General features: G+C 62.6%; 15 protein-coding genes. 9 read left to right on the top strand and 6 right to left on the bottom strand.

The window, feature by feature from the left end:
- Positions 1–60: 60 nt before the first annotated feature.
- Genes LB513_RS13615 through LB513_RS13605 form a run of 3 tightly spaced genes read right to left on the bottom strand, consistent with a single transcriptional unit; the run spans position 61 to position 2,816 of the window.
- The gene (locus tag LB513_RS13615; RefSeq protein ID WP_224664033.1) at positions 61–1,710 is read right to left on the bottom strand and encodes an ArnT family glycosyltransferase; all 1,650 of its coding nucleotides are present in this window, start codon (positions 1,708–1,710) and stop codon (positions 61–63) included.
- Positions 1,711–1,753: 43 nt separating this feature from the next.
- The gene (locus LB513_RS13610) at positions 1,754–2,089 is read right to left on the bottom strand and encodes a lipid-A-disaccharide synthase N-terminal domain-containing protein (protein WP_224664032.1); all 336 of its coding nucleotides are present in this window, start codon (positions 2,087–2,089) and stop codon (positions 1,754–1,756) included.
- Positions 2,082–2,816, bottom strand: a complete 735-nt coding sequence (locus tag LB513_RS13605; RefSeq protein ID WP_224664031.1) for a glycosyltransferase family 2 protein — start codon at positions 2,814–2,816, stop codon at positions 2,082–2,084. The genes LB513_RS13610 and LB513_RS13605 overlap by 8 nt, the downstream gene beginning before the upstream one ends.
- A gap of 317 nt (positions 2,817–3,133) precedes the next feature.
- Between LB513_RS13605 and tyrS the strand changes: the two genes are divergently transcribed.
- Positions 3,134–4,387, top strand: coding sequence for a tyrosine--tRNA ligase (gene tyrS / locus LB513_RS13600; protein ID WP_224664030.1), 1,254 nt, complete (start codon positions 3,134–3,136; stop codon positions 4,385–4,387).
- 6 nt (positions 4,388–4,393) lie between these two features.
- On the opposite strand, the gene LB513_RS13595 is transcribed toward tyrS, so the two are convergent.
- On the bottom strand, positions 4,394–7,774 hold the full coding sequence (locus tag LB513_RS13595) for a DUF3971 domain-containing protein (protein WP_224664029.1): 3,381 nt from the start codon (positions 7,772–7,774) through the stop codon (positions 4,394–4,396).
- A 99-nt stretch (positions 7,775–7,873) separates the two neighbouring features.
- On the opposite strand from LB513_RS13595, the gene LB513_RS13590 reads away from it, so the two are divergent.
- Together LB513_RS13590 and LB513_RS13585 are read left to right on the top strand one after the other, a co-directional pair.
- Positions 7,874–8,341: a peroxiredoxin gene (locus LB513_RS13590; protein WP_224664028.1), complete on the top strand. Its 468-nt coding sequence runs from the start codon at positions 7,874–7,876 to the stop codon at positions 8,339–8,341.
- A 101-nt stretch (positions 8,342–8,442) separates the two neighbouring features.
- On the top strand, positions 8,443–9,729 hold the full coding sequence (locus LB513_RS13585; protein WP_224664027.1) for a peptidoglycan DD-metalloendopeptidase family protein: 1,287 nt from the start codon (positions 8,443–8,445) through the stop codon (positions 9,727–9,729).
- Positions 9,730–9,747: 18 nt separating this feature from the next.
- Here LB513_RS13585 and LB513_RS13580 read toward each other — a convergent pair whose 3' ends face one another.
- Together LB513_RS13580 and LB513_RS13575 are read right to left on the bottom strand one after the other, a co-directional pair.
- A complete protein-coding gene (locus tag LB513_RS13580) occupies positions 9,748–10,977 on the bottom strand; it encodes a M20 family metallopeptidase (protein WP_224664026.1) in 1,230 nt (409 codons plus the stop codon).
- Positions 10,964–12,142 (bottom strand): M24 family metallopeptidase, encoded by a 1,179-nt coding sequence (locus LB513_RS13575; RefSeq protein ID WP_224664025.1) that lies wholly within the window; start codon positions 12,140–12,142, stop codon positions 10,964–10,966. Before LB513_RS13575 ends, LB513_RS13580 begins: the two co-directional genes overlap by 14 nt.
- A gap of 214 nt (positions 12,143–12,356) precedes the next feature.
- Here LB513_RS13575 and LB513_RS13570 point away from each other — a divergent pair, with 214 nt between their 5' ends.
- From LB513_RS13570 to LB513_RS13545, 6 genes are all read left to right on the top strand, one after another.
- On the top strand, positions 12,357–13,523 hold the full coding sequence (locus tag LB513_RS13570) for an ROK family transcriptional regulator (protein WP_224664024.1): 1,167 nt from the start codon (positions 12,357–12,359) through the stop codon (positions 13,521–13,523).
- Positions 13,520–14,284 (top strand): ATP-binding cassette domain-containing protein, encoded by a 765-nt coding sequence (locus tag LB513_RS13565; protein WP_224664023.1) that lies wholly within the window; start codon positions 13,520–13,522, stop codon positions 14,282–14,284. Before LB513_RS13570 ends, LB513_RS13565 begins: the two co-directional genes overlap by 4 nt.
- 40 nt (positions 14,285–14,324) lie before the next feature.
- Positions 14,325–15,365 carry a sugar ABC transporter substrate-binding protein gene (locus tag LB513_RS13560; protein ID WP_224664022.1) on the top strand — a complete coding sequence of 347 codons (1,041 nt, stop codon included), beginning with the start codon at positions 14,325–14,327 and terminating at the stop codon, positions 15,363–15,365.
- A 124-nt stretch (positions 15,366–15,489) separates the two neighbouring features.
- Positions 15,490–16,485: an ABC transporter permease gene (locus tag LB513_RS13555; RefSeq protein WP_224664021.1), complete on the top strand. Its 996-nt coding sequence runs from the start codon at positions 15,490–15,492 to the stop codon at positions 16,483–16,485.
- 13 nt (positions 16,486–16,498) lie between these two features.
- Entirely contained in the window at positions 16,499–17,269 is a 771-nt protein-coding gene (locus LB513_RS13550; protein WP_224664020.1) for an SDR family oxidoreductase, read from the top strand.
- Positions 17,270–17,620: 351 nt separating this feature from the next.
- Entirely contained in the window at positions 17,621–19,168 is a 1,548-nt protein-coding gene (locus LB513_RS13545) for an ABC transporter substrate-binding protein (RefSeq protein ID WP_224664019.1), read from the top strand.
- The last annotated feature ends 15 nt before the right edge of the window (positions 19,169–19,183 follow it).

The following is a 19,183-nucleotide window of genomic DNA, read 5'->3' as shown; positions in this document are numbered from 1 at the left end:
GCAATGGAAGGGCGTGACTTCACCAGCATGGGGGCCCTCGACCCTGTCATAGACGAGCCGTCATGGAGCAAGACGATAGAGCCCGAGCGACAGTTTGTCTCCCGACGAAAAGTTGAGACCGTCGACTTCTGCGATGCGGGCCGCCGATCTGCCTCGTACCGAGAGCATGCCGTTCAGTTTCTGCTCGTCTCCGATCGGCGCCAGCCCCAAGGCGCAGGCCGGATCGGCAAGCAGATGTTCCGCCACGCCGCCGATACTGGTCAGCACCGTTTTCGTGCCGACCAGGAATACGAGGCTCGGTTCATGATATTGCGATGAGGCCAGCACCGTCGTGTCGCAAGGCTTGTTGGCAAGCACCGCCTGCTTGATCGCCGGGCTCAGCCAGATCGGCTTCAAGGACGGTGCTATCACGCCGAAAAGCAAGGCGTAGGTGATGCCCGCACAGGCAGCGGTAGCGCCGATGCGAGGCAACGGGACTTGCAGTTGCCGCGAAAAGGCAAGGTAGCCCGCGCCGAGCGCGGCCGCGGCAGCAGGGATGCTCCACCAGGAGAAGGTGTGCGTGAGGTAGATCGGCGCGGCGACGCAGACCACTGCCAGACCGAGGCTGACAACCACCAACCCGAACGCGGTCGACCACCACAACCATTGCTGCCAGCGCTTCAGCGGGGCGCCGGCATCCTGCGGCTGCAGTGTCAGCAGCCAGCCGATCAAAAGCGCCATGCCGGGATAGGCAGGCAGGACATAGTGCGGCAATTTGGTGGGGATCAGCTCGAACACCAGCCAGAACGGAATGTACCAGGCGAGGCAGAAGCGCAGCCTGACATCGTCGCGCATGCGGTTGAGCGCCTGGAGGCCCGCGCCGACCGCGATCAGGCCGAAGGGCCACATGAACAGCGAATAGGTCAGCATGTAGAAGCCGGGCGGCTGACCGTGCGATTCCTCGCCCGACGCGACCTTGCCGAGCATATCCTTGCCGACGGCTTGCTGCAGGAACGCGCCATGGCTCTTCCAGGTGATGAGGGCAAGCCAGGGCAGCGCGATCAGCACGACCAGCGCCAGGCCGCGTCCGACCTTGAGCCGCGACAGCCAGCGCCCGTCACGTTCGAACGCAAACAGAGTCGCGATGGTAAGCGCCGACAGCAGCGGCCCGATCGGCCCCTTGATCAAGATCGCTGCACCTTGGGCTATCCAGAAGATCCACCAGAGATGGCCGGCGGCCGGTTGGTCGCGGCGCGACGCCATGTAGATCTGCGCCAGCGCGCCCTGCGCCGCCACGCAGCAGGCCAGCAGCATCGCATCGGTCTTGGCATCGCGGCCCTCGAAAGCCGTGGCGAAGATCGCGGCCATGACGAGGCCGGCGGCGATGCCGGCACTGGCGCCGAAAAGATTGGTCCCTGTCCAGGCAATTGCCAGGACCGCAATGGCAATGCCAAGTGCGGAAACCGTTCGGTAGATCCAGATCGGTGCGTCGGCGCCCTCACCGCTCAGCGTCACGGCCGCCGATTGCAGCCAGTAAATGCCGATCGGCTTCTGATAGCGGGAGGCGTCCTGAAAGCGGATGTCCACATAGTCGCCGCTCTCGACCATCTGCTTGGTGGCCTGGACGAAGCGTGGCTCGTCGCGGTCGATGGGGGGCAAGGACGCAAGGCCCGATGCCGTCATCACCAGGCTGAACAGGAAAAGAAGGACGTAGTTCCTGTTCAGTGCCATGCCGTGGCCTCTTCGACTGTGTTTTTCCTGCGGACCAAGGCGCTCAATCGACCTTGGTCATCGCCGCGGCCTTGCGCTCGTTGGCGATCAGCCAGAGATTCCTGATGTAGATGAACATGCCCATGGCCTGGCCGGCTATGAAAACCGGATCCTGGCGCTGGATGGCGTAAACCAGGAGTAGTCCGCCGCCGAACAGGGAAAAAAACCAGAACGCGACCGGGACGACGCTACGCTTGGCCTTTTCCGAGGCGACCCACTGTACGACGAAGCGCATGGTGAAGAAGAACTGGGCAATGAAGCCGAGCAGGATCCAGGCGTCGAACTGCTTGATGAAAACCTGGTGGAGCCAGGTCATCAGTTCCTGAGCCACGTTACCCATGCCTGATTTCCTCTACCTTTGGCATTCTGCGGCGGCGGCGGCGCAGCCACCAGACCCCGCCAAGATCGAGCGCGCCCTGCAGGCCGCGATCGAAGATGCCGTAATTCGACTTGCCGTGCCGGCGGGAACGGTCGACGACGTCGCAATGCACGACGCGATACCCTTCCTGGATGACCAGCGCCGGTACGAAGCGATGGGTGCCGTCGAAGAAGGGCAGCTTGCGCAGTATATCCGTGTGGATCGCCTTAAGGCCGCAGCCGGTATCGCGTGTCTCGTCGTGGAGAATGGCCCCTCGCAGCCAGTTGGCGAAACGGGACGCCAATTGCTTGACCTTGCTGTCCCGGCGCTTGAGGCGTTGCCCTTGGGCGGCGCCGAAATCAGGGCCTGCCTCCACAAGCGCGTCGATCAGCACCGGAATGTATTGTGGATCGTTCTGGCCATCGCCATCGATTGTGGCGACGATGCGGCCGCGCGCCGCCCAGGCGCCCGAGCGCACCGAAAGGCTTTGACCCGCCGATTTAAGGTGGCGCAGTTCCCGCACCGGAAACGGCCGACGCGCCGCCTGTTCGGCAAGCACGGCGGTGGTCTCGTCCGTCGAGCCGTCATTGACGATGATCAGTTCAAAGTCGCGGCCGGCCATGGCCGCCTCGATCTCGTCGATCAGCAGCGGCAGGTTCGCCGCTTCGTTGCGGCAAGGAATGACGATGGATATCAATGCGTCCGGCATATGTCGCGTCGGGCTCTGTCACAGGATAAGGCATCTGAGTGCCGTGCGGTGCCGTTCCAGCGGATCGAAGGCTGCAAGAACCCGTTGGCGCGGCGCCTCATTACGCCAGCCTAAACGATGAAGCAAGCATGGCCGATAGCCGCTGCGGCATGCGATAGGCGCAAAACCGAATTCCACTTTTGCTGATCGCGACTTGCCGGTTGAAGTGCGATCGGACGCAAGACCGGATTCCACTTTTGCTGATCGCGCTTGGATGCTAAACGCGCGCGTTCACATATGCCCGCCAAACCGGCCGGACGCTTCCGGGAAAGAACAAGATGCCTGCCTTCAAATCTGATTTCCTGCGCACCATGAGCGAGCGTGGTTTCATCCACCAGACTTCGGATGATGCCGGCCTCGACGCTCTCTTCGCCAGGGAAACGGTGACGGCCTATATCGGCTTCGACGCGACGGCCAGAAGCCTGCATGCCGGCTCGCTGATCCAGATCATGATGCTGCACTGGCTGCAGCAGACCGGCCATCGGCCGATCGCGCTAATGGGCGGCGGCACCTCGATGATCGGCGACCCGTCCTTCAAGGACGAGGCGCGCAAGATGCTGACCCCGCAGGACATTGAAGAGAACCTTGCAGGAATCCGCCGCAACTTCATGCCCTATCTGAAATTCGGTAGCGGCCCGAACGACGCGGTCATGGTCAACAATGCCGACTGGCTGATGGGGATCAACTACGTCAACTTCCTGCGCGACGTCGGTCGGCACTTTTCGGTCAACCGCATGCTTGCGTTCGATTCTGTCAAGCTCAGGCTCGACCGTGAGCAATCGCTGTCGTTCCTGGAATTCAACTACATGATCCTGCAAGCCTATGACTTCGTCGAGCTTTACAAGCGCCTGGGCTGTCGCCTGCAGATGGGCGGCTCCGACCAATGGGGCAACATCGTCAACGGCATCGATCTCGGCCACCGCATGGAAAATGCGCAGCTTTACGCGCTGACCACGCCGCTGCTCACCACCTCTTCGGGCGCCAAGATGGGCAAGTCCGCCTCCGGCGCGGTCTGGCTCGACGCGGAGATGCTGAGCCCCTACGAATTCTGGCAGTATTGGCGCAACACCGAGGACGCCGATGTCGGCCGCTTCCTCAAACTCTACACCACGCTGCCCCTCGACGAGGTCGCGCGCCTGGGGGCCCTCGCCGGTTCCGAGATCAACGACGCCAAGAAGGTCCTGGCAACGGAGATCACCGCCATGCTGCACGGCCGGGAAACGGCGGAAAAGGCCAGCGAGACCGCGCGCAAGACATTCGAGGAGGGTGTCACCGCTGAAACGCTGCCAACCGTGGAAATCTCCAGATCCGATCTGGAAGCCGGCATCGGTATCCTGTCGCTGTTCGTCGCCGCCGGGCTCGCGGGCTCCAACGGCGAGGCACGGAGGCATGTCCAGGGCGGCGCCGTGCGCTTGAACGACCAGCCCGTGTCCGATGATCGTCGCGTGGTGACGTTTGCTGATCTCGGTCCGGAAAACGTCGTGAAACTGTCGCTCGGCAGGAAAAAGCACATTCTGGTGCGGCCGGTCTGAGGCCGCTCACCGAAACTCGAAGATCGACCTGAATATTCCGGGCGCAATAACCGATAGCGGATTGATGTCGAGAAGCGGCTTGTTGGCGTTTCCCTTGAGCCGATAGGTGACGCCGATCAGGCCACGGTCCCGGCCATTGCCGAGAAGCACGCCTACCAGCGGCAGTTCCCCGAAGATGCGGTTGAGGCCATAGACCGGCATGAACGTGCCGGTCATGTCCATGTTGTTGTTCTGGTCATAGAGCGTGCCCTGGAAGGTTGTGCCGATGCGGGGACCGCGCAGCACCCCATTGGCCAACCTCAGATACCCGCTGCCCTTGTTGATCTCGGCATAGCCCCGTTCGAACTTCACGCGCGAGGTGTCGAGGTTGCCCTTGACCGCCTGGTTGAGGCTGCGGTTGTCGCCGGCCGGTGTCGTCGACACGATGGAGGCGAGTTTCGGTTCGTTGACGACGAAGAAGTTCGTCGTATCCACCTTGCCGGTCATCGGCCCCTCGCTCGAACCCGACAGCGCCAAGGTGATCGAGCCGCCTTCCATATGTTCATAGACGTTGAGAAAGCGCAGTATGGCGCCGGCGTCGGCGGACTGCACGTTCAGCGAACGCTGGCCTCCCCCTGTCGTGTTGCTGATGGTTATCGCCGCGCCCGAACTGGCCGTGGCGCTGACCCTCAGCCCGTTTACCCTGGAGCCGGTCGCGCTATAGTCGAGCTTCAGATTGGACAATTGCTCGTCATGGAATCCGTTCAGTCGAGCGATATCGGCGCTGACGGAAATTGAGTTTGAGCCGGTTGTCTTGGTCGCGGTGTCGACATCAGAGGTGAACTGCTTGATGAGAGAACGCGCGTCCAGCGCGCTGCCAGATACGTCGACCGCATAGCCCTTGCCCGATCGCTTCACGGAGACGGCGACATCGTCGCCCCTGTTCAAGGTCACCTTGCTGAACCGGGCCGACGACAAGGCGCCGTTGACCAGCACGATGTTGCCGTCGACGGAGAACGTCTTACCGTCCAGTTCGAAATCGGACAGGGTGGTAGCGTCGCCGGACCTGGTCATGACAAAGGTGGCGGTGGCGGGCACCCCTGCGCCCTTGCTCCAGCCCGCCCACGGAAGGTCGAGCCTGGCATTGGTCAGGTCGGCGGACACGTTCTGGTCGCCGCTGCCGCTCTTGTCGATCGCGACTTTCACGGTCCCTGCAAGCAGCGGCGTCAAGCCGGGCATCGCAGCGGCCCGGATCTTGTCGTCGAGCACAAGAGCCACCTTGCGGCTGCGTGCCGGGCCGGAATCCTTCAGCGGTTCGATCAGGTCGAGTTCCGCCGGAATACCATTGAGCGCCGCCTTGGCGGAGATCACTGCCTTTTCAGGATCAACGGTGATCGAGCCGTCGGCGTCGGTGACGGTCTGGCCCTCGAACGGCTTGGCCAATGACAGACCGCTGTAGTCGAGCGACACCAGCCAATCTAGCTTCGAGGTGTCGATGCCCGATTGCAATGGGATCTCGGCTCTCACGTGGCCCGTGACGCTGCCGGACACGTCCTCCGGCAGGAAGCCGACATGGCGCATGGCATTGATCGGCTCATAGGAAGCGAGTTCGGCAATTGCCGGCGCTTCGCCGTCAACATCGATATCGAGAGCGCCGATGACGGGCGGATGGTTGGCCGCCTTGATCGTCAGGGTTCCATTGCTGGCCGCCACGGTGCGGCCGCTGGGCATGAAGACCGTGCCGGACGACAGCGATATGTCGACATCGTTGCCGTGGAATCCGACGACCCCGACAGCGTCGCGTATCGGGGGAATGCGGCCGGCTGTGTCGAAACGCGACCCTTCGACCTGGAAGCGGCCGAAGACCTCATTGCCGGCGATCGGGACGCCATTGCCGAGGCGGCCCGGCACGACCTGGAATTGAATATTGGCGTCGACGACGCGGCCGCCAAACAGATTGTTGAGCACCCAGACCCGCGCGCTACGGGCCGAAAACCAGGGCCAGAGCTGCTTGATGTGCGACACCGGCATGTCATGGACGTTGAAGGCGACGGTGATCCCTGGCGCCTGGCCCTCGACGAACTTGACAGCGGCTGTGCCGAGCACCTCTCCGCTGGCACCGGAGCGGATCGCGATCTGTTCGGCTTCCAGCTTGTGGCTCACCGTGCCGTATGTACCCGCTATCCGGGCGAGAAAACGCAGCGCCGGTTCCGGCGAGTCCGACGGCGCCAACGACGACCCGTCGGTGGTCAGGTCATACCGGTAGGACGGCTCCTCGTCCGCCGCCCCGCTCGCCGGCCTTGGCCCGATCGAACCAGCAAAATCGAATGTTGACCGCCCGGTCTTCAACAGCAGCTTGTCGATCTCGATCTTGTTGCTGCCGGCGACCAGCGCCGCATTGAGATCGACATCGGCCGGCAGCAGCCCGCGCGTTTGGAGATCGAGCACCGATCCCGTCGACGACAGGGCGACTGTGAGCCGCGACGCTGTGGTATCGGACCCTTCCGATCCCGCAAGCTTCAGCGAAACCGCGCCCAACTTGCCTGCGACATCCCTGGCGTCGGCGGCATCCGCCAGATCGACGCTCGCATCGAAAGCCGTGACACGGTGTGCCGCGACATCCCGGGTCGCGGAAGCGGCAATGGCGAGCGTCCTGCCGTCGATATCCACTCGGGAAGACAAGGTCATACCGCCCGACCCCGACTGCGCGACCGTGGCATCGGCGATCTTGACCAGTTTGATCGTCGCGGTGTCGGGCAGCGCGAACTCGACATTGCGTAGATCGATCCGGCGCATCGAATCTTCACGCACGGCATCAAGCACATGGTGGATGCTTGCGAACACGGCTTCGGTCAGTTTATCGGGGTCGACAAGGCCGTCGCGATTGCGCAAGGTGGCGGTCCAGTCACCGCCGGACGGCATCGCAGCCACGACGATACGCGCGTCGGATACCCTCGCGCTTGTCAGGCGCACGTCGCCCCACAGCAGCGGGATCAGGCGCACACCGAAGCGCACGCGGCCCGCGTCGACCATCGGCTTGCCATCGGATGTTTTCAGGCTGACGTCGCTGACCTGCAAGGCAACGAAGCTGGATCCGTCGAGCGTGATTCGCGCCGGACCCACCGAAACATCGACGTCGACGCCGGCGAATTTCTCGATCGCTGCTTCCGCTTCCGCCCTGAGCCGCTCCGACCCAATGCCGGACACGCCGATCAGATAGACGGTCATCGCCGCCAACAGGACGACGCTGGCGAACCCTGCGAACAGCCTTGCCAGGATGCGGAACCCGCGTCCGATCGACGCCTGACCGAGCGGAGGCACACGACACGCGGACGGAAAACTCCCCAGGTCGGTGATCTCGTCACGCCTGAACCGGATCTTTTCGTGCGGCGGTTGCTCCTGATCCACGCAATTTTCCGTTGTACAAACTCGGTCGTGGACGAATCCGCGCCCGTCCCACACTATATCGGTGTTACTTCGCGCGTAACCTCAAACAAGGGCATCGGTATGACTGACCTCGTCGTGGGCGACCTTGCGCCGCAGTTCGAGCTTCCTCGGGACGGTGGCGGATTGCTGAGCCTTGCCGCGTTCGCCGGCAAACCCATAGTGCTTTATTTCTACCCCCAGGACGACACAACGAGCTGCACCCAGGAAGCTATCGATTTTTCGCGACTGAAACCGGAATTCGAACGGGCTGGCGCCGTGGTGATCGGCCTGTCTCCCGACAACGTCAGGAAGCACGACAAGTTCAAATCGAAATATGATCTCACCATCAACCTCGCTGCGGACGAAGAGCGCAAGGCCATCGACGCCTACCATCTGTGGGTTGAGAAATCGATGTATGGCCGCAAGTACATGGGTGTCGAGCGTGCGACCTTTCTGATCGGTCGCGACGGACGGATCGCAAGAATCTGGCGCAAGGTTCGGGTGAAGGGCCATGCCGAAGATGTGCTGGAGGCCACCCGCAGCCTGTGAGATTCGGGGCCGGCAAAGTCGCCGCCCGCGGCGCAAAGCTTTGTTAACCCTAATAATATGTAATCGAGCTGTCGTGGTATCGTAAACGAAAGCTTGGTCCCGTGAACGCAAACGGTCAGTCGGCAGTCTTCGGCAGACGCAGGGAGCCCCATACGGTCATCATCGCCCGGGGCAACGAAATCCGGCATTTCACAATCCGGCCTTGGGTTGCGGCATTCCTCGGCTCAGCGTTGGCCGCGATCGCCGTCGGCTATCTCCTGGCGACCTCTTATCTGGTTCTGCGCGACGACCTTATCGGCGCGACGACGTCGCGCCAGGCGCGCATGCAGCAGGCTTACGAAGACCGCATCTCGGCGCTTCGGTCACAGGTCGATCGCATCACCAGCCGCCAGTTGCTCGACCAGCAGCTTATGGAGTCCAAGGTCAGCGAATTGCTGCAACGACAGAGCCAGCTGAGCCAGCGCCATGGCCGCCTCGGGCCGCTCTTGGAACGCGCCGAGAACGAAGCGCCGCCGGCGGCGGACCCTGCCGCGGCCGGCGCAGCGGACAAACGTGCCGAGCTGATCGGCAATGCCAATCCGGCCGGGCAGGCTTACCAGGTCGCAAGCATCGGCACCGGCGACACAAGGCCGTTTTCATTGTGGTCGACACGGTCCGATTCCCTGCCCAATGATTCTGCCGCCGATCGTGCCGACAAATTGTTCGTGTCGATCAACAAGTCTCTGAAATCCATCGAGAACGAGCAGCTGACCCGCATCACGACCCTGGCAGACAATGCCTATAAGAGCGCCGACGCGATCACCCAGGCTCTCGAGGCGGCCGGACTGCCGGTCGACAGCAATTTCGGCAAGGACAACAGCGATGTCGGCGGACCGCTGATCCCGCTCGACAGTTCGATGATCTTCGACAGCAAGGTCAAGGAACTGGACGAGGCGCTCGACGCGCTCGACCATCTGAAGAAGGAGGCGCGCCGGTTGCCGCTGGCCAACCCCGCCCCTGGCCACACCGTCACCAGCCCGTTCGGCGTGCGCACCGACCCGATCCTCGGCAGCGCCGCGCTTCATTCGGGCATGGACTTCCGGGCACCGATCGGCATGGCCGCCAAGGTGACGGCGCCCGGCGTCGTCACGAAGGCCGGCTGGAACGGCGGCTACGGCCGGATGGTCGAAGTCGACCATGGCAACGGTTTCTCGACGCGTTACGGGCATCTCAGCGAGATCGACGTGACGGTCGGCGAGAAGCTCGACGCCGGGGCTGTCGTCGGGAAGACCGGCAGCAGCGGCCGGTCGACCGGTCCGCATCTCCACTACGAAGTGCGCCACAATGGCGAGGCGATCGATCCCCTGCGCTTCCTAACGATCGGCAAGAAGGTCGAGCAGTACCTTTAGGCGCGTTCTTCGCTGATCCTAATCCGTGCTGTCCGATCGCATGGACAAGAATAAGGTCGCGGCGGAAACCAGTGTCGCCGCGCCGATCTTCAAGGCGGCCTCGTCGACGCGAAAGCGAGGATGGTGCAGCGGGAACACCGATCCGGCGTCCTCGTTGCGGATTCCCAGCCGAAAATAGACCGATGGGCGTTTCTCGCTGTAATAGCCAAAGTCGTCGGCGATCGTCCACCCAGGCGTGTTGAGCACGTTGTCGGCGCCGATACAGCCGCCGGCAGCGGCAACAATCAGGCCGGCCATCTCGCCATCGTTGACGACTCCCGGTTCGCCCTTATGGATGTCGACTTGGACTGTGGCGCCATGGGTCGTGGCTACTCCCGCCAGAATTTCGCGGACACGCCGCCAGGCCCGCTCACGGGTGGCATCGCTGCCGCTGCGGATGGTGCCCTTCAAGGCGACCTTGCCGGCGACCACATTATAGGCGCCGCCGCCATTGATGCCGGTGACGGATATGACCAGGGGATCGTAAGGGTCGGTTTCGCGGGAGACGATCTTCTGCAGCTCGCTCACCATGGAGCAGGCCACGGTGATGGCATCGACGCCTTCATACGGCTTTGCCGCGTGTGCTGGCGACCCCGTCACCACCGCATCGAACGTATCGCATGCCAGGGTGTAAGATCCGGCACCGACGGCGATCTTACCGGACGGCGTGTAGGGATCGACATGGAGACAGATGGCCGCGTCGACATCGTCGAGCAATCCCTCTTCCACCACCCGCCGTCCGCCCGACGGCTCGTCTTCCTCGGCGGGCTGGAAGATGAGGCGCACCGTGCCGCCGAAATCGGCTCTCGAGCGATGAAGATGGGCGGCCACCGCGAAGGCCATTGCGGCATGCGCGTCGTGACCGCACGCATGCATGACGCCTGGATTGATCGAGGAGAAGTCGACACCGGACGCCTCGTCGATCGGCAAGGCATCGATGTCGGCCCGAATGGCCACCTTGCGGTTTGAGGGCCCGCCGGTGCCGATGATGTCGACGGCCAGACCAAAGCCGGCAACGTCGCGAATATCGGCAATGCCTTGTGAAGCCAGCATCTGCCTGAGATATGCCTGCGTGTTGGCTTCCTTGTTCGACAGCTCGGGATTGCGATGCAGGTGCCGGCGGATTTCGATCATCCCATCAAGAATCCCGGCATCGATATCAGGGGCCGCAACATGGCCGGCCGCGGCCGGATCCTCACCCTTTGACATGGATCTCTCGCGGAAACCTGGTCAGGGTTTCGTTGCCGGTTTCAGTGACCAGGATAGTCTCGCTCACCTCTATGCCCCAACCGTCCATCCACATTCCCAGGATCGAGTGAAGGACGTTGCCGGGCCTCAGCACCGTCTTGTCGCCCTGGCGCAGGCTAATCGTGTGTTCGCCCCAATCCGGCGGATAGGCAACGCCGATGGAATAGCCGATGCGCGATTCCTTCTTAAGCCCGTAACGCTGGATCACCTTGCGCCATGCGGCCTCGACCGCTTCCGCGGTCGTTCCCGGCTTGACCGCGTCGAGCACCGCATCCATGCCCTCGATAACCGCCTTTGCCGTGTCCGACACACGCGCCGGCGTCCTGCCGACCTGCATCGTTCTTGCCAGCCCCGCCGCGTAACGGCGGCAGACACCGGCAAGTTCAAGGGCAATGGTCTCATTGTCACCGAAGCGCCTGTCGCTCCACATGATGTGCGGGGCCGAGGCGTTCTCGCCGCCGAGGATGGTCGGCGGAAGTGCCGTGATGTCTCCCGCGAAGTCAGGGCTGCCGGCGATCTGCGCCGCCTGGATGGCGGCAATCGCATCGCATTCGCGCACGCCGGGCGCGATAATCTCGAAGGCCCGCGCGACAGCCGCTTCCGCCAGCGTCGACGCCTTGCGCAGATAGGCAATCTCGGGCGCCGACTTGACCGCGCGGATCCAGTTCACCAGCAGGTCGGCATCATGCCATTTGGCATTGGGTAGCCCGGCGGTGAGCCGGGCATGCGCCTTGGGAGAGAAATAATAGGCTTCGAGCTCGATGCCGATGTGGCGGCTGCCCAAGCCCTTGGCAACGATCCAGTTCGCGATCCAATCCATGGGATGGCGATCGTCACGCTGAACATGATCTTCCGGGAAGCCAACCACGTTCTCCGCCTTCATCCAGACCGTCAGAAGACCGCCGGCGGCGTCCATCGCGCGCCCTATCCAAACCGGTTCGACATCTTCCACCGGAACCAGCACGACCTGTGGCGTGTAGAACGACCAGCCATCGTAACCGGTGATGTAATGCTGGTTGGCAACGTCATTGACGACCAGCAATTCGAGGCCGCGTCTCGCCATCTCTGCCCGGATCTTTCGAAGCCGTTGCTGATATTCTTCGCGGGCAAACGGCAATTCGATCATTTTCGCTCCATGCTTTGTTCGATGCCGTCACGGCCTCGTCTCCCATTGCCTCGCTTTCAACATCGCGGCAATCGGCCAAGGAGCGCAAGTGAACAGGTCCTAACCGGATCTCCCGGCAACAACGCCGCGCTGTGAACACGCTGGTGATATTTTTGAATTCCATTTGACTGAATAAATGAGCAATGCAAAGCTGTGGCTCCAAGGGGCGCAAAGCATGGCATTGCGGGGGACAAATCAGGAGTTCGGACGGCCGTACAACCGGCGCATCGTGCTTGAGTCCATCCGCCTGCATGGGCCGATTGCCCGGGGCGAGATCGCCGCCCGTGTCGGCCTCACCGTCCAGACCGTCTCGACTATCGTGCGCGAACTGGAAGAGCAGGGCTACATACTGTCCGTGCGCGAAGAGCCCAAGGGGCGCGGCCTGCCGCCCGCTACATTACGGATCAATCCGGACGGCGGCTATGCCGTCGGCGTGCACATCACCCCGCTTGGCATCAACGCAGCCTTGATCAATCTCAGCGGCGACGTGATCGAGAGCACATACCGCGAGGCGCCAAGCGCAACCCCGGACCACGCCTTCGAACTCATCCGGGCGATGGTGATGGAACTCACCGGATTGCGGGCCGGAGGGCGGGTGCTCGGGGTCGGCCTCGCCCTGCCCGGACCGTTCGGCGTCGAGTCGATGAGTTTTGTCGGCCCGACCACCATGACCGGATGGAAAGACGTGGCGCTGCGTGAGCGGCTGGCGGAGGCCACCGGACTGCCGGCGTTTTTCGAGACAGACATGGCTGCGGCCGCCATGGGCGAACGGCTCTACGGGTTGGGAGCCCAGTTCCCGGAATACTATTATCTCTATTTCGGCGTGGGACTTGGCGGCGTCATGGTTCATGACGGCGGCGTCTTGCGCGGAGCGTGGGGCAACGCCGGCGAAGTCGGGCACATACCCGTCGTCCCCGACGGAGAGCCGTGCCCCTGCGGCAACAGGGGCTGCCTCGAAAGATATCTCTCCCTTGAGGCATTGCGGCGCTGGAACGGCAGCGAGTCCGATTGGGTCGAGCAAGTCAGCCCGATTTTCCATAATGCGGTCGCCATCATCGAGAATCTGTTCGACCCTGAAACGATCATCCTCGGCGGTCTGGCCTCGACGGACCTGCTCGAACGGCTTGCCGGTTCCGCCAAGGGCCTCCACAATTCCGTCTCGGCGCGCAAGGATCGGGCGACGCCGCGCGTCATGGTCGCGCGTGGCGGGCGGCATTCGGTGTTGCGCGGCGCCGCCGCCCTTGCGGTTTCCGGAGTGCTGTCGCCCCGCTTCGGTCAAATGTTCGCCGCCGAGCGCGAACGCGGGCGCGATCTTCTAGCGGCAAGGGAGATAGCGGCATGAGCGAACCGCTGCTGGTTCTCGACAACGTGACCAAGAACTATGGCGCGATCGAAGCCCTGAAGGGGATCAGCTTTTCGATCAGCCGCGGCGAGGTCGTGGCACTACTAGGCGACAATGGCGCCGGCAAGTCGACGCTGGTGAAGATCATCGCCGGCGGACTGGAGCCGACCTCGGGCCGGATGCTGTTCGAGGGTAAGGAATTTCTCGCCAAATCGCCCGCCGAGGCCAAGGCGGCCGGCATTGAAACCGTTTACCAGGACCTGTCGCTGTGCACGAATGTCGACGTGGTCGCCAATTTTTTCATGGGCCGCGAAATCACCCGGAAAGTTCTTGGCATCCCGGTGCTCGACGAGCGCGCCATGGAAACTGTCGTTGAAAAGGCGCTGGCCAGCGCCGGCACGCGCATCCCATCGCTGCGCGCCAATGTCGAGCACCTTTCGGGCGGCCAGCGGCAAGCCATCGAACTCAACCGCTTCGTGCATTGGGGCGGCAAACTCGTTCTGCTCGACGAGCCATTCGCCGCGCTCGGGGTCGAGCAGACGCGGCGCGGACTAGACATGATCCGCCAAGTTGCCAACCAGGGCATCGGCGTGGTCATCATCACCCATATCATGCAACAGGCTTTTCAGGTTGCCGACCGGATCGTGGTGATCCGGCAAGGCGTCGTGGCGGGCGATGTTGCGCGCAACAAAACAAGTCCCGACGCGGTGATCAACATGATCACCGGCGAGACGCTTGCCGGTGCCGGACCGGCGGGCTGAGGGACAAAAGAGGGGTCCGGCTTTAACAGGAGCGAACGACATGAAGCGAATACTTCTTGCTGTCTTCGGTATCCTGGCACTGGCCTTTGCCACGCTCACGCCGGCATTCGCGCAGTCCAAGGGTATCGTCTACTACATGGTGCCGACACTGCTCGACGAATTCCAGACCGGCTCGGTGAGCGCGCTGGAGCTGTTCCTGAAGCAGGTCGGTTACGAGGTGAAGACGCTGAACGCCGACAACAAGACCGACGCGCAGCAATCACAGATGAACGACGTCATCGCGCTGAAGCCAGCAGCCATCATCCTGGCCGCCGTCGACTTCAACGCTTTAAAGCCGTCGATCGAGGCAGCGCGCGCCGCCGGCATCCCGGTGGTCGAATTCGACCGCCAGATCACGTCGACCCCGTCCGACTTCACCTCCGTCGCCGGAACGGTCGAAATCGGCCACGTTGCCGCCGAGCAGGCCGAAAAGCTGCTCAAGGCCAAGAACGGCTCGGTCAAGGGCAAAGTCCTGCAGGTGCTGGGCGATCCCGGCGATCCGTACACGCTCGATATCCAGAAGGGCTTCGAGGAGAAGATGAAGGACTTCCCGGACGTCAAGATCATCTCTCTGCCCGCCATGCAGTGGGAAGCGAGCAATGCCGGCACGATCGTCTCCGACCAGATGCTGGCCAATCCCGACATCGACCTGATCTTCAGCCATGCCGCTCACCTCTCGGTCGCCGCCGTTGCCTCGCTCGAGGCCGCCGGAAAGAAGCCGGGAGACGTCATGTTGATGAGTTCGAACGGCGCTCCGGTCGGCCTCGACCTGATCCGCAAGGGATGGCTCAACGTCGAAGTCGAGCAGCCGCTCTACGCGCAGGCGGCGGCGGTCGCCATGTTCATGGACAAGATCGTCAAGAAGGACGAGATCAAGCCCGGCGAATATGACGTTCTGGGCCTGAAATCGACCGTAACCAAGGAAGCCTGGGGCCCGAATATCAAAATCCCGGGTGCCGCGATCACCAAGGAAAATGTCGACAACCCGGCCTTCTGGGGCAACCAGAAGCCGCCGACGGACACCATCAAGTCCGTCGAGTAGGCTCGTCGCGTGAAATGCTCCGGGCCGCCGTGGCCCGGGGTAATCTTTCAGCAATTCCACTTAGCGGATGACCTTCCCCGAAGATCGATGATTTTCGAGGGTCATGCGCCAACCGGATCAGCCCATGGACCCCCGCACCCGCCACGCCCTGGAGTTCGTTCTCGACAACCTCGTATGGTTCATGCTGCTGTTCGTGCTGGTGGTGTTCTCCATCTTCATCCCGAACTATTTCCAGCTCGGCATCTTCGCCAACATCATAGAGGCCTCGAGTGTGCTGGGCGTCATGTCGATCGGCCTTGCGCTGGTCATCATCGCCGGCCACATGGACCTGTCTGTCGAATCCGTCGCCGCGCTCAGCGCCATGGCGGTCGGCATCCTCTTCTGCTCTTCGGGAATAGGCCTCGGCGTGCAACTGCACCCGCAATGGCTGATGGTTCCGGTCTCCCTGGCGCTGGCGCTGGCGGTCGGCGGCCTGATCGGCGCCTTCAACGGCTATCTCGTGGTGAAGGTCAAGATGAGCGCCTTCATCATCACGCTGGCGTCCTACATCTGGGTGCGTGGCCTCGTCCTTGTCATTTCGGGAGGCCGCTCGGCCCAGGACCTCGCGCCGGCTATCCGGTGGTTTGGCATCCAGCGCCTCGCCGGCCTGCCGCTCACCGCCTGGATCGCTGTTGCCTGTTTCGTCGTTTTCTCGCTGATCATGGCCAAGACCCCCTTCGGCCGCCATCTGGTGATGATCGGCGGCAACGAGACCGCTACCTTCCGGGCCGGCATCCGCGTGAACCGCAACCTGATCATCGCTTTTGTACTGGCCGGAGCCATCGCCGGGCTGGCAGGCTGGCTGCTGGCGATCCGCACCTCGGGCGCAACGGCAAATCTCGGCGTCGGTCTGCTGTTCAATGCCTTCGCCGCCGTCGTCATCGGCGGCGTCAGCCTGAAGGGCGGTGTCGGCACCCTCCCCGGCGTCTATGCCGGCGTGCTCCTGCTCTCGGCCATCAACACGGCGATCAACCTGATGGGGCTGCCGGCCAACTTCACCCAGGTGATCCACGGCCTGCTGGTGCTCGCCGCCGTGCTGCTCGACGCCTTCAAGCAGACAATTCGCCAAAGACTCGCATGACAGGACGGCACGCATGACCAACCGGCTCAAGGACAAGGTAGCTCTGATCATCGGTAGCGCCCGCGGCATCGGCAAAGGCATCGCGACGCGCTTTGCCGAAGAAGGCGCCAAGCTGGTGCTCGCCGACACAGAGGTCGAGGCCGGGCAAGCAACCGCAGACGCGTTGGACGCTGCCTTCATCCGCACCGACATCTCACAGGTGGCGGACGCCGAGGCTGCCGTAGCGCTGGCGCTCGAGCATCACGGCCGTCTCGACGTCATCGTGCAGAATGCCGGGATCTATCCGTGGCAGCTCATCGAAAACACGAGCGCGGACGATTGGGACCGCGTCATGGCGGTCAATCTGCGTGGCACGTTCAATGCGACCCGCGCTGCCTTGGTGCCGATGAAGGCGCAGGGCTCCGGCCGCATGCTCTACACATCATCCATAACCGGCCCGCATGTAACCAGCCCCGGTCACGGCCACTATTCGGCCAGCAAGGCCGGCATCAACGGGTTCATTCGCGCTGCCGCGCTGGAATTCTCCGGTTATGGCATCACCGTCAATGGCGTCGAGCCCGGCAATATCCTGACTGAGGCCATCGAGGAGCACCGTGGCGCCGCCTATATCAAGAATATGGAGGAGTCCATTCCGCTTGGCCGGCTGGGCAGCCCGCGCGACGTGGCCAATGCGTTCCTTTTCCTCGCTTCGGATGACGCCAGCTACATCACCGGCACGACCATCATCGTCGATGGTGGTCAATTGCTGCCGGAGGGCAACGACTTTCGCCTCCTGCCCCCTTGAGCCGATGCCGCGCGACAGCGATGCGGGCGGCGCAGCGGGTCAATTCGAGGTAAGACTTATCGGCTCCGAAGCGATCGGTCGCTTCGAGTAATTCACGCTTAAGCTTCAGGAATAATATGCGTCCCGGAACTCTGCCACACAGATGATCGATCGCCCGAAGATGCCGACAAGACCAGGGTAGCCGCCTCTAAAAGCAGGCCACCGTGCTGGCGGTTGTCTCATTAGAAAAATCGCTTTCCTATCCGAAAAATCGGCTTGCTATCCGAAATTCGAGTGTTAGCGTGTCGGAAAGGCATCCCTCGGGGCTCACCCGGCGCGATGCAGAACACAAGCTCGAGGGGAGCACTTTAAATGCTGTCACGCCGCCTGCCGATATTCGGGGCGTTCGCCGCCCTTTCAATCCTGACTTCTGCCGGAGCGAGTTGGGCAACCGACAAGGATGTCCTCGTGATCGCAAAAGCCGAGGATCCGCCCACTGCGGATCCCGGGGTCGAAGTCAGCAACAATGGCTACACGCTGATCTTTCCCGCCTACGAGCGGTTGGTGAAGTATGATGGTGCCAAGACCGAAGTTATCCCGGAGCTTGCCGAGAGCTGGACGACCGCGGCCGACAATCTCAGCTGGACGTTCAAGCTGGCGTCGGGACACATGTTCGACGACGGCTCGCCGGTCGACGCCGCCGCGGTCAAATATTCGTTCGACCGCGTGAGGAAGCTGGCGGCTGGCCCCGGCGACATGTTCCCGACCATCAAGGATGTCGTGGTTGTCGACCCACAGACGGTCAAGTTCGAATTGTCGGCCCCCTTCGCGCCATTCTTATCGGCGCTGGCAACCTCGGCCGGATCGATCGTCAATCCGAAGGCGCAGGAGCATGCGGTCAACGGTGACGATGCCAAAGCCTGGCTCGCCGAGCACAGCGCCGGCAGCGGCGCCTTCAAAATCTCGGCCTGGGAGCGCAACCAGCAGATCACGCTCGATCCGAACCCGCATTATGCCGGCAAGGCGCCGGCGTTCAAACAGGTCATCTTCAAGATCGTCCGCGAGATGTCGTCGCGCCGCCTGCAGCTGGAGAACGGGGATGCCGACCTGATCGACCAGGTGCCGGTCGACCAGGCCGAAGCGATGAAGAAAAGCCCTGGCGTCGCCATCGAAAGCAATCCCAGCCTGTACGTGATCTATCTCTATCTCAACAATAAGAAGGCGCCCTTCGACAATCCGAAGGTCCGCCAGGCGATTTCCTACGCAGCTGACTACAAGGGGCTGGTCGACGGCGTGATGCAGGGCCAGGCCGAGCAGATGCGCGGCGCTGTGCCGGACGGCATGTGGGGCCATGATCCCCAGGGCATGCAGTACAGCTACGACCTGGAGAAGGCCAAACAGCTGCTAAGCGAGGCCGGCGTTTCGGATCTGCACATCAGCTACACCTACTCGCAGGCCGACTCCGCCTGGGAGCCGGTCGGTCTCGCGCTCCAGGCTTCGCTCGCCGAGATCGGCGTTACCCTCGATATGAAGAACGTCGCCGACACGACTAAGCGCGAGCTGGTTGCCAAGGGCGACTACGACATCGCCGCCGGTGCCTGGACGCCCGATTTCGCCGATCCGTTCATGTTCATGAACATCTGGTTCGACCCGACCAAGATGGGCGCGCCCGGCAACCGCGCCTTCTACGAGAATCCGAAGGTGACCGACCTGATCACCCAGGCGCTTGGCACTGTCGATCAGAAGAAGCGCGAGCAACTCTATATCGATGCCCAGAAGATCACCAATGAAGACGCTCCCTACGTTCTCCTGTTTCAGAAGAACGACATCTTCGCCATGCGATCGTCGGTGAAGGGATATGTCTACAATCCGATGCTGATCCAGGTCTACAACATCGCCGAAATGTCGAAGTCCGAATAGAAATCGGCGCCGAAG

The organism is Mesorhizobium sp. ES1-1 (assembly GCF_020164785.1).
Taxonomy (GTDB): Bacteria; Pseudomonadota; Alphaproteobacteria; order Rhizobiales; family Rhizobiaceae; genus Mesorhizobium.
Note: the sequence above shows the minus strand (reverse complement) of the source record. Positions and strands in the feature narration are given on the sequence as shown.